The organism is Lysobacter sp. Root690, from assembly GCF_001427785.1.
Lineage (GTDB): Bacteria > Pseudomonadota > Gammaproteobacteria > Xanthomonadales > Xanthomonadaceae > Lysobacter.
On sequence record NZ_LMHM01000002.1, the window covers coordinates 105,237 to 116,306 of the forward strand.

At 66.7% G+C, this 11,070-nt stretch carries 13 protein-coding genes; 10 read left to right on the plus strand and 3 right to left on the minus strand.

The genetic code is table 11. The features are described 5' to 3' along the window. The first annotated feature begins 594 nt into the window (after positions 1–594). The 4 genes from ASD86_RS04365 to ASD86_RS04380 all read left to right on the plus strand — a co-directional run bounded on the left by ASD86_RS04365 (position 595) and on the right by ASD86_RS04380 (position 3,382). A complete protein-coding gene (locus tag ASD86_RS04365; protein WP_056107367.1) occupies positions 595–1,770 on the plus strand; it encodes a phosphoglycerate kinase in 1,176 nt (391 codons plus the stop codon). Between the two features lie 18 nt (positions 1,771–1,788). Next, a complete protein-coding gene (locus ASD86_RS04370) occupies positions 1,789–2,421 on the plus strand; it encodes an HAD hydrolase-like protein (protein ID WP_056107633.1) in 633 nt (210 codons plus the stop codon). Between the two features lie 242 nt (positions 2,422–2,663). Next, positions 2,664–2,894, plus strand: a complete 231-nt coding sequence (locus ASD86_RS04375) for a DUF6289 family protein (RefSeq protein ID WP_056107369.1) — start codon at positions 2,664–2,666, stop codon at positions 2,892–2,894. A gap of 260 nt (positions 2,895–3,154) precedes the next feature. Then, the gene (locus ASD86_RS04380) at positions 3,155–3,382 is read left to right on the plus strand and encodes a DUF6289 family protein (RefSeq protein WP_157476131.1); all 228 of its coding nucleotides are present in this window, start codon (positions 3,155–3,157) and stop codon (positions 3,380–3,382) included. Between the two features lie 96 nt (positions 3,383–3,478). On the opposite strand, the gene ASD86_RS28155 is transcribed toward ASD86_RS04380, so the two are convergent. Then, the gene (locus tag ASD86_RS28155) at positions 3,479–3,604 is read right to left on the minus strand and encodes a hypothetical protein (protein ID WP_255357253.1); all 126 of its coding nucleotides are present in this window, start codon (positions 3,602–3,604) and stop codon (positions 3,479–3,481) included. A gap of 47 nt (positions 3,605–3,651) precedes the next feature. Between ASD86_RS28155 and ASD86_RS04385 the strand changes: the two genes are divergently transcribed. Continuing rightward, entirely contained in the window at positions 3,652–3,870 is a 219-nt protein-coding gene (locus ASD86_RS04385; protein WP_056107378.1) for a DUF6289 family protein, read from the plus strand. A 179-nt stretch (positions 3,871–4,049) separates the two neighbouring features. On the opposite strand, the gene ASD86_RS04390 is transcribed toward ASD86_RS04385, so the two are convergent. Next, on the minus strand, positions 4,050–4,646 hold the full coding sequence (locus tag ASD86_RS04390) for a GNAT family N-acetyltransferase (RefSeq protein ID WP_056107381.1): 597 nt from the start codon (positions 4,644–4,646) through the stop codon (positions 4,050–4,052). Between the two features lie 98 nt (positions 4,647–4,744). On the opposite strand from ASD86_RS04390, the gene pyk reads away from it, so the two are divergent. Further along, on the plus strand, positions 4,745–6,211 hold the full coding sequence (pyk, locus tag ASD86_RS04395) for a pyruvate kinase (protein WP_036106700.1): 1,467 nt from the start codon (positions 4,745–4,747) through the stop codon (positions 6,209–6,211). Between the two features lie 88 nt (positions 6,212–6,299). Here the strand turns inward: pyk and ASD86_RS04400 are convergent, their stop codons facing one another. Further along, on the minus strand, positions 6,300–7,661 hold the full coding sequence (locus ASD86_RS04400) for a hypothetical protein (protein WP_056107384.1): 1,362 nt from the start codon (positions 7,659–7,661) through the stop codon (positions 6,300–6,302). A gap of 421 nt (positions 7,662–8,082) precedes the next feature. Here ASD86_RS04400 and ASD86_RS04405 point away from each other — a divergent pair, with 421 nt between their 5' ends. From ASD86_RS04405 to ASD86_RS27660, 4 genes are all read left to right on the plus strand, one after another. After that, entirely contained in the window at positions 8,083–9,093 is a 1,011-nt protein-coding gene (locus ASD86_RS04405) for a class I fructose-bisphosphate aldolase (RefSeq protein WP_056107388.1), read from the plus strand. A gap of 215 nt (positions 9,094–9,308) precedes the next feature. Further along, positions 9,309–9,944 (plus strand): LysE family translocator, encoded by a 636-nt coding sequence (locus ASD86_RS04410; RefSeq protein ID WP_056107390.1) that lies wholly within the window; start codon positions 9,309–9,311, stop codon positions 9,942–9,944. A gap of 58 nt (positions 9,945–10,002) precedes the next feature. Continuing rightward, the gene (locus tag ASD86_RS04415) at positions 10,003–10,674 is read left to right on the plus strand and encodes a hypothetical protein (protein WP_056107393.1); all 672 of its coding nucleotides are present in this window, start codon (positions 10,003–10,005) and stop codon (positions 10,672–10,674) included. A gap of 53 nt (positions 10,675–10,727) precedes the next feature. Further along, the coding region (locus ASD86_RS27660) for a hypothetical protein (protein ID WP_235567665.1) at positions 10,728–11,070 on the plus strand (343 nt) is incomplete at its 3' end.

An 11,070-nucleotide genomic window follows, 5' to 3' on the forward strand; every position in this document is an offset into this window, starting at 1 on the left:
CCAGCAGGATCAAAAGCTTCCGCCACTAAAGCGGCGGGTAACTTTCTTTTGTCCAAAGCCACAAAAGTCCGCCTGGATTCCCTTCGGTCAAAAGTAACCAAAGAAAAAGGCGTTCCTGTTTCGAATCAAGAGCCCGCAAGTGCGGTGCATACGCGGGGGTAGGCCACACAGGACATCCATGTCCTGGGTGGCCTACGACGCGCATCCATGCGCGTCGCCCTTCGGGCCTGCTATTGCATCGCGAGTTACAGGCCGCGCCGGGCCAAAGCCCAACCGAAGCCAAAGCTCAAGATCGACGGCAAAGGCAAAGGCAAAGGCAAAGGCGAAGGCGAAGGCGAAGGCGGAGGCGAAGGCGTAGGTGAGGCGAAGGCCAGACGAGACGAAGGAAAGAGCCAAGCTTTGAGCGGGCAGGCGATCCGTCAACTCAAATGCCCGATCTGGCACCCAACCACCAACCCAGTCGGTCCAGTCAGGACCGCCATTCAGCCCCGAGGTTTATTTCAACCTCCCACGCCGCGACAATACCCACCCCGACCCGCCGGTCCGCCCAGCCGAACCCGCGCCGCCCCCGTTCCCCTAAACCCAGGAGTCCCCGTGTCCATCGTCCGCATGACCGATCTCGATCTCGCCGGCAAACGCGTGCTGATCCGCGAAGATCTCAACGTCCCCATCGACGACGGCCGCATCACCTCCGAGCAGCGCATCACCGCCGCGCTGCCGACCCTCAAGCTCGCGCTGGAGAAAGGCGCCGCGGTCATGGTCACCTCGCACCTCGGCCGGCCGAAGGAAGGTCAATGGAGCGAGGCCGATTCGCTGGCGCCGGTCGCCAAGCGTCTGTCCGAATTGCTCGGCATCGAGGTGCCGCTGGTCAAGGATTGGGTCGACGGCGTCGAGGTGCGGCCCGGTCAGCTGGTGCTGCTGGAGAATTGCCGCATGAATGTCGGCGAAGGCAAGGACGACGAGGCGCTGTCGAAGCAGTACGCCGCGTTGTGCGATGTATTCGTCATGGACGCGTTCGGCACCGCGCACCGCGCGCAGGCGTCCACCCACGGCGTGATCCGTCAGGCCAAGGTCGCCGCCGGCGGCCCGCTGTTGATGGCCGAACTCGATGCGCTGGCCAAGGCGCTGGACAACCCGGCGCGGCCGTTGCTCGCGATCGTCGCCGGCTCCAAGGTTTCGACCAAGCTGGAATTGTTGGCGTCCTTGGTCAGCAAGGTCGATCAGCTGATCGTCGGCGGCGGCATCGCCAATACCTTCATCGCCGCGATGGGCTTTAGGGTGGGCAAGTCGCTGGTCGAAACCGATCTGATCGACACCGCGAAAAAGATCATGGCCGACGCCAAGGCGCGTGGCGCGGATATTCCGGTGCCCACCGACGTGGTGGTCGCGCCGGCGTTCGCCGCCGATGCGCCGGCCACGGTCAAGGCGGTCGATGCGGTCGGCGCCGACGACATGATCCTCGACATCGGTCCGGACACCGCCGCGCGTTACGCCGAATTGATCAAGAGCGCGGGCACCGTGGTCTGGAACGGCCCGGTCGGCGTGTTCGAATTCGATGCGTTCGGCAAGGGCACCGAAACGCTGGCGCGCGCGATCGCCGCGTCCAAGGCGTTCTCGATCGCCGGCGGCGGCGATACCCTGGCCGCGGTCGACAAGTACGACATCGCCGATGAGGTCAGCTACATCTCCACCGGCGGCGGCGCCTTCCTCGAATTTCTCGAGGGCAAGGAACTGCCGGCCGTGGCCGCGCTCAAGCAGCGCGCGGGCTGAGCCGTGACGGTGAAGACCATGCTGTTCTTCGATCTCGACGGCACCTTGATCGATTCGTCCATCGGCATCACCCGTTCCATCGCCTATGCGCTGGAACGACTGGATCATCCGGTGCCGGACGCCGACGCGCTGCGCGGCTGGATCGGTCCGGCGCTGCGCACCAGTTTCCAGCCGCTGCTCGGCGACGAGGCGAAGATCGAACAGGCGGTGGCGTTCTACCTGGAACGCTACAGCCGCGAAGGCTGGACCGAGCATCATGTCTACGATGGCGTCGCGCATATGCTCGACGCGGTTCACGCCGCCGGCCACCGGCTGGCGGTGGTGACCGCGAAGAACGAAAACAATGCGCGCAAGATTCTCGCCCATCTGCCGTTCGGCGATCGCTTCGAGGACGTGATCGGCTCGACCGACGACGGTCGCTTGACCCACAAGGTCGACCTGATCGAAGAGGCGATGCGCCGTTTGCAGTTGGATGCGGCGCAGTGCCTGATGATCGGCGACCGGCGCATGGACATCGAAGGCGCGGTCCAGCACGGCATGCGCAATATCGGCGTGTTGTGGGGCTTCGGCAGCGAAGACGAATTGCGCGAAGCCGGCGCGCACCGGCTCGCCGCGGCGCCGTCGCAGTTGCCGGTATTGCTCGCGGCTTGAAGGCTCCCGCGGCTGGAAGCCGGGGTGTCGATACGAAGGGCGCTCTCGGGCGCCCTTCGCCGCATTCGCCGCCGTCCTGCCGCGACGCTCGGTCATGCGTGCAGATAGCGCGCCGCGGAGTCCAATCCGCGATATTCGTCACGGACTCGGGTTTCCCTGGTCGTCTGGCGTCCGGGACGCGCGCAGGCTGCGCTAGTGTCCGCACGCGGCCAAGGAGGCCGCGTTCACACATGGAGTCATGCATGAGCCGTCTGTTAAAGATCAGCTTGTTGGGCCTGATGATCGCGCTCGCTTCGACCAGCGTCGTGTCGGTTCCCAGCTATCCGCCGCTGGCGCCGGGGTATCAGCGCGATTTCTTCGACAGCCAGGGTCACCTGGTCGGTCGCTGGGTCAACGATTGCGACAACGTGCATTTCTCGCAATGGGGCGTGCGCACCGACCGCTATACCGATTCGCCGACCGTCTGCCTGTAATCGGCCGCGACACCGGGCACGGCCGCCGGCGCATCGCGTCCGGCGGCCGTTGCCGGCTCGGTCGGCGCACTCGCCGATAGCATGGCCGCCGCGCGATTAAGCTGCGGAATCGTCCAGTCCAAAAAAGCCAAAAGCCAACTCAATCACGAATACACAAAGTCGTGACAGTGCTTAACGCGCATTTCATGCCTGCGCATGACAAGTCTGGGATACGGTGCGCGAGCGGCGAATGGGTGCCGCACACTCGGGAGAGATATCGCATGCGTCGTATCGGATTGTTTTCCGCTGTATTGGCCGTAGCGTTGGCCGGCGGCATGTCGTTCAGCGCCATGGCCAACTGGCAGGGCACTTGGTACTACTACAACGCTGAAGGCGCGCAGATCGGCAAGTGGACCGCGGGCTGCGGCGCGGCCGACGGGCGTTGGGGCAACACCACCCACACCAACACCAACAAGCGTTTCGTGCAGGGTTGTCAGTCCGAGAGCTGATCCGGCCACTCGGTCTTCCCGTCTTCGCCCGCGGTCGCGACGAGGCCGCGAGCGAAGCGCGGCGCGCATCGGCAACAATGATCCGTCCGGCGCGATTCACATCGTGTCCGATGCGATGATTTCGCCTGATGCGCGCCGTTCGAAAAGCTCCGTTCGCTCCGGAGCTTTTCGTTTTAATGCGTGTGCCGTCGTTGCCGCATCGATGCCGGCCAGCGCGATCATCGACGAATTCTTCGGCTGTATTCCTTCGCTTACAGGAGAGACACGCCATGCGTTATATCGCCATCGCAAGCTTGACCGCGGTTCTCGCCGCCGCCGCGACGATCGGCAGCGCCAGCGCCGCGCCGCCGTGGCAGGGATATTCGATCACCTATTTCGATTCGGCCGGCGAAGTGGTCGGCGGCGCCACCGCGAATTGCGGCGGGCAGTACCTCTCGTGGGGCGAACACACGGAGGTGTTCGAAAAGCGCACCTGGATTTGCGATTGATCTGATTTGATCTCGTCGCGTCGAGTCCGTGGATTCGATGCGGCGAGCCGGTCGCGACGTTGTTGCGGTGTCGCGGTCGCGGCTTTNTAGCGAACGCCACAACGCAGCGACCGCGAACCTGCGACTACGGCCTCACTGCATTATTTCGCGCATGTCCCGATGCGCGACCGCGGCCCGCCTCACCGCGCGCTACGCCAATCGCTTGCGAGCAACCCCAGCAACTCGCTGTCGGTGACCCGATCGCCGACGAAGAAACTTTCCCGCTGCCGACCCTCGGTCACGAACCCCAGGCGATGCAGCAGCGCGCGCGACGCCTGGTTGTCCGGATCGATGCCCGCATCGCAACGATGCAGTCCGAGGTAATCGAAAGCCCAGTTCAGCGCCAGGGTGGCGGCTTCGCGCGCGATCCCGCGGCCCCACTGGGCCGGATGCAGCGCATAACCGAGCTCGGCGCGGCGATGAGCGGCGCTGAAGGCGAACAGGGTGCAACTGCCGATCAGCGCGTCGCCGTCGTCGGCGATGACCCAATTGATCAACCGGCGTTCCTGCATCGACTTGTGGATGTCGGCGATCAGCGCCTGCGCCTCGGTCACGTCGCGCATCGGCGGGCGGCTCCAGTAACGCATTACCTGCGCGTCGCCGAACAGGGCGAACAACGCCGGCGCATCGTCGTCGCGCGGCCCGCGCAGGCGCACGCGCGGGCCTTGCAGCAGCGGGAAATCCTCGAGCGCGGCGAGCTTGGCCGCGATCGCTTCACTGGTGGGGGACACGGTCATGAGAGTCTCGGGCGACGTACTGGGGCGTGTGCTCGGCCGGCGCGGTTCGAAGCGCGCACAAGCTGTGCTAGCTTGGCCGACAGTCCAGAGAGTCTGCCATGTCCATCACCCCACGACGCACCAAGATCCTTGCCACCCTCGGCCCGGCCACCGATCCGCCGGGCGTGCTCGATGCCTTGCTCACGGCCGGCGTCGATGTGGTCCGCCTCAATTTCTCCCACGGCGATCCGTCCTCGCAGATCGCGCGCGCCAACGCGGTGCGCGAAGCAGCGCTGCGGGTCGGAGTCGAGGTCGGCATCCTCGCCGACCTGCCCGGTCCGAAGATTCGCATCGAACGATTCGCCGAGGGCAAGGTCTTGCTCAAGGCCGGCGACCGCTTCGACCTGATCGCCGCGGAAAACCCGCCGCCGGGCAATCTGCGCGAAGTCGGCGTGAGCTACCTCGGCCTGCCCGGCGACGTCAGCCCCGGCGACGTGCTGCTGCTCGACGACGGCCTGCTGCAACTGCGGGTCGGCGCGATCGACGGCGAACGCATCATCACCACCGTGCTCAACGACGGCACCTTGTCCGACCGCAAAGGGCTCAACAAGCTCGGCGGCGGTCTGTCGCTGGGCGCGCTGACCGAACGCGACAAGGAGCTGATCCTGGTCGCGGCCGAATTGAACGCCGATTTCATCGCGGTATCGTTCTGCCGCAACGCCGAGGACATGAACGAAGCGCGCCGGATCGCCCGCGCCGCCGGCAGCGATGCCGCGCTGGTGTCGAAGATCGAGCGCGCCGAGGCGATCGAGAATCTGTCCGAGATCGTCGAGGCCAGCGACGTGGTCATGGTCGCGCGCGGCGATCTGGGCGTGGAGATCGGCGATGCCGAATTGCCCGGCCTGCAGAAGAAGATCATCCGCGAATCGCTGCTGCGCAACCGGGTGGTCATCACCGCCACGCAGATGATGCAGTCGATGGTCGACAACCCGATCCCGACCCGCGCCGAAGTGCTCGACGTCGCCAATGCGGTGATCGACGGCACCGACGCGGTGATGCTGTCGCAGGAATCGGCCGCCGGCCGCTATCCGATCAAGGCGGTCGAGGCGATGGCGCGCATCTGCCTGGGCGCCGAGCGCCAGTTCAACCACGACACCGATTTCGAAGCCGCGCCGCGCAACCTCGAACGCGCCGACCAGGCGATCGCGATGGCGGCGATGTTCCTGTCCGAACACATCGGCGTGCGCGCGATCGTGGCCATGACCGAGTCCGGCGGTACCGCCCGGTTCCTGTCGCGGTTCCGTTCCAACGCGCCGATCTATGCGTTCTCGCGTCACGACGGCGCGCGCCGGCGCATGGCGATGATGCGCGATGTCTACCCGATCGATTTCGACAGCCGCGGTCAGGCCTCGCGCGACGCCGCGCGCAACGTGGTCAAGCAGTTGTTCGATTGCGGCAAGCTGGCCCAGGGCGAGCGGGTGATCTTCACCAGCGGCGACACCATGGAGCAGCACGGCGCGACCAATACCCTGCGTCTGCTGCAGGTGGGCGAGGGCGGCAGCGCCGAGGGTCTGGGCGAGTTGTAAACCGGCGGCATCGCGCCCGGTCGATGCATGGGAGGTCGTCGACCTCCCATGCGCAGCGTAAATCTCGCGGTATCGGTACGGCGGGGCATCACGCCCCGACGTAGCCGCCCTTGAATACCGGCTTCCACTGGCCCGACTTGCGCGTCCAGATCTGGTATTCCACGCCTTCGTACTGGCCCAACTGGAAAATCAGTTCCGGCTCGCCGTCACCGTCGAGGTCCAGGCGATCGAAGTAGCGATGGGTTTCCACGACATCGCCGCCGGTCACCTGGACCAGCCGGCCGGCGGTCTTGTAGCCGCCCTTGCCGTCGGATTCCAGGATCAGCACCGCATCGACGCTCGTTTCAATGGCGTTTTCGCTCTTGGGCGGCAAATCCCAGACCAGGCTCGCGACCTGCACGGTGCCGAGCTTGCCGGCATCGAAGGCATGAATCTGCACGCCGCCGCGCTGCTCGGCGCCAGGACGCGCCTTGAGCGCCTTGTCGATCTGGCCGCGATCGATCTTCTCGCGCTGCAGCGCCGAGCGCAGTTCGCTCTCGATGGCCTTGCGCGCGCTCGCCGAGACCGCGGCATCGGCGCGCGCGGCCTGCGCGGTCGCGGCGAAGTTGGTCGCCAGCCCGGCGACCTCGTCGCTGCGCGCGGTCATCGGCGCGAGCCGCACCTGCGCTTCCAGGCCCACACCCGCGCTTTCGCGCGGTTCCAGCACCTGCACCACGCCGTCGGCGCCGCCGCGGCGATAGAAATGCAGGCCGCGCCGGACCGGGTAATAGCTCGCCTCCGCCTGCGGATCGGTTTCCAGATACCGGCCGCCGTCCTCGACCCGCGCGAGCGCGACCGCCCAGCCGCGATCCACCGCGAACAAAAGCTTCGGCTCGCCGCTCAGGCGCTCGGCCTTGGGGTTGAGCAACTGGTCGCGGACCAGACCGGCCTGGCGCGCGCCTTCGCCGTCGCCGGCGGCCTGCAGCGCGTCGATCAGCATCTGATGGCTGCGCGCCTGATACGGCGACAAGGCCACCGCGCGTTCGGCCCAGGTCTTGCGCTGATCCGGCGCGGCCGCCGCGTAGCCCGAAGCGATCGATTCCGCCGTCGGCGCCTTGGCCTGCAGCAGGTCGGCGCGAATCCAGCCCACCGACGGCGAATCGCCGTCGGTATGCCCGCGCACCCAGCCGTTGAGTTCGCATTCGATCTCCACCGCCGTGGCGATCGGCACGCGGCTGACCAAGCCCGCCTCGCTGCGCGGCACCGGCCGCATCAGCGCCGCGGTGACCGAGACGTAGCGCGTGCCGGTCTTGGGCGCGGCCTTGCATGAGGCGACGGCGGCTTGGTATTCGTCGTCGATCGCGGCGGCGTGGGCGGAGGCGGTCGCGGTCAGCATCAGCGCCGCGGCCAGCACGATGCGGTGGCGGTGCTGGCGGAGATTCGTGGTCGACCGGTGAACGTGTTGCGGCATGATCGCTGTCCTTTGCGGTGAATGCGGATGCGCAGGCTAGGGCTTGACGATGACGTGTGCAATCGACGTTCGGCGCGAGCGGTTGCCAACGTGAGTTGTCGATGGGGACTCTGTGGTCCGCGCGCCACACAATTTCGTTCTTGCATGGCACTCAATGCACGGTGACAGCAGCCGTCGCGGCGGCTTCGATAGTGCGTCGTATGCGAGGTGACGCGGTCGCGGCTTGCGCCGCTCCTACAGGGCGCAATGCTGCATTCGGCGTAATCGGGCCGGGGCCGTGACATCGGTGTCGGCCTTCGCGCTGAAAACGGTTACCGTCCAAACTGAGCGCAAGTGCCTGATTCGACAGGCCCGGCTCAGGGGCAAGGTTCACCGTCAACGGCTATAATCGCGGGCTTCCCACCGCTGCCGCAGGATCTCCATGAGCATCGAACAGCTTGCCGAAACCGCCCTGGCCATGGTCGCCCCGGGCAAGGGCATCATCGCGATCGACGAGTCGACCGCCACCATCGCCAAGCGCTTCGCCGGCGTCGGTATCGAGAACACGGAAGAGAATCGCCGCGCCTACCGCGAGCTGTTGCTGACCACGCCGAAGCTGAGCGACTACATCTCCGGCGCGATCCTGTACGACGAAACCCTGCGCCAGTCGACCAAGGCCGGCGTGCCGTTCGCCAAGCACATGGCCGAACACGGCATCATCCCGGGCATCAAGGTCGACAAGGGCCCGGCGCCGCTGGCTGGGTTCCCGGGCGAAGTGGTGACCGAGGGCCTCGACGGCCTGCGCGCGCGCCTGGAGGAGTACTACAAGCTCGGCGCCCGCTTCGCCAAGTGGCGCGCGGTCATCAACATCAGTGAAGACATCCCGTCGGGCACCTGCATCGAGGCCAACAGCCACGCGCTCGCGCGCTACGCGGCGCTGTGCCAGGAGCAGGGCCTGGTGCCGATGGTCGAGCCGGAAGTGATCATGGACGGCAGCCACGACATCGACACCTGCTTCGAAGTCACCGAAGTCACCCTGCGTTCGCTGTTCGGTTCGCTGTACGAGCACAGCGTGGTGCTCGAGGGCACGATCCTGAAGGCGTCGATGGTCCTGCCGGGCAGCACCTGCCCCGATCAGGTCGGCGTCGAGGAAGTCGCCGCGGCCACCTTGCAGTGCCTGAAGTCGACCGTGCCGGCGACCCTGCCGGGCATCGTGTTCCTGTCCGGCGGCCAGTCCGACGAGGCCGCGACCGCGCACCTCAACGCGATGAACCAGATGGGTCCGAACCCGTGGCCGCTGTCGTTCTCCTACGGCCGCGCCATGCAGTCGGCGGCGCTGAAGCTGTGGTCGCAGGATCTGGTCGCGAATCTGGCCAAGGCCCAGCAGACGGTGTACGAGCGCGCCAAGGCCAACGGCCAGGCCGCGCTGGGCGAGTGGAAGCCGGCCGCCTGAGTCGGGGTCGTTCGAACTGCTGACTTCATCGAAGCGTCTGCTTCGTGGAACAGGAAACGCCGGCCTCGCGCCGGCGTTTTTCGTTATGCGGTCACGGCCGCTCGCCGCCGGTCGTTCCGCCCGATTCGGCGCGTTCTCGCGTCGGGGCTTTTGCTGCAAGATGCGATCCGGGCGGCATTCGGGCCGTCGGCTATCACTGACCGCAGGGGCATTCGATGGAAACCCAATGGCTGGCGTTCGCGTTCGCGGCGTTGATGGTCACGCTCGCGCCCGGGCCGGACACCTTCCTGGTGATCGGCAATGCGCTCAGCGGCGGCGTGCGTCGCGGCCTGGCGACGGTCGCCGGCATCCTCACCGGCGGCCTGTTCCATGTCGCCTTGTTCGCGTTCGGCGTGGCGCGGTTGCTGATGTATTCCGAACGCGCGTTCTGGACGATCAAGATGCTCGGCGCCGGCTATCTGGCCTGGCTCGGGGTCAAGGCGCTGCGTTCGGCGTTCGCCGCGCGCGTCGAGGCCGATCCGGCCGCCGCGATCGAATCCTCGGCGCGGCCGTCGCTGTGGCGCAGCTATGCGCAAGGCGTGCTGACCAACGCGCTCAATCCCAAGATCGCGATCTTCTACTTGGCGTTCCTGCCGCAATTCCTCGCGCCCGGCCCGGACATGGCGATGCAGTCGATCGCGATGATCGCGATGCACTACGTGATCGGCACCGTGTGGCTGAGCCTGCTGGTGATCGGCGCGTCGCGCATGGCCGGCGCGGTGCGCAGCACGCGGGTGGCGCGCACGCTCGACGGGGTGATCGGCGCGATGATGCTGGGTTTCGGCGCGAAACTGGCGTGGTCGTCGCGCTGAACGGCGGCGCGGCGCGCGGCTGTTAGGCTGGGCGCAGTTCGCACCCAGGTCGGCCCTCATGTCAAATCCCGCAACGCCGTTCATTCCGCCGCAGGTGGCGACCTTGCTTGCCGGCAATCGCAAGATCGAGGCGATCAAGCTGGTGCTCGACAGCAATCCCGGTCTGGGGCTGCGCGCGGCCAAGGACGCGGTGGAGGCGTACCAGCGCAATGGGCCGTCGGCGGCGGTCGCGTCGAGCGCCGGGAACGCCGCGGCGAAGCCGCCGTCCGGGGCGGGACAGGTCGGCGATTTTCCCCAGGCCGCGCGGCAGGCCATCGCCGCGGGCGACCGGATCCTGGCGATCAAGATCGTGCGCGAAGCCTACGGGCTGGACCTGCGTTCGGCGATGCAGCGGGTCGATGCCTACAGCGAAGGGCATGCGCCCGACGTGGCTGACGGCGCGGGCGCTGGCCGCTATGGCGCCGCGGCGAATCTGCCGGCCGAAGTGGTGGCGTTGATCCTCGGCGGCCATCGTGAGCGCGCTTCGCAGTTGCTGCAAGTCATGCACGGCCATTCGCCACGCGATGCAATGACCGCCATCGTCGCTTACGAACTCTCGCGCAAGCGTCGCGGCGTCGGCGCGACCGGTGGCGACACGGTGCGCAGCGGCGACAACAACGGCAAATTGTTTGCGATTGCCGCGCTGATCGCGATCGTCGCGGTAGTGGCGTGGTATTTCATCGCCGCCTGATCGTTGCACGCCGTTACGAGTCGCCACCCACCCATCGAATCGAAGGATCGACCATGAGCGCGCAGCACTTCGCGATTTACTTCAGCGACCCCGCCTTCCGTCTGAGCGAGGGCGAAGACGCCTTGGGCGAGATCGGTGTCGAAGTGGCGCGTGACGGCGAGATCCTGCGGCTGTCCGGCGAGGACCTGCCGCGTTTCGCGGTGCGCTTGCTCGCGGGCGATTCGGTCGCGGCGCAGGCGCGAAAGCTGGCCGAAGGCGTCGGTCGCGCGAGTCCCGAGGGGGAAGCGCTATCGCGCTGCGATCGTTGTTTCGTCGTGGACATCGAGGACTTCGACGAAGCGCTCGATGAGATCAACACGATGATGGAAGTGCAGGCGGCGTTGCAGGATGCGACCG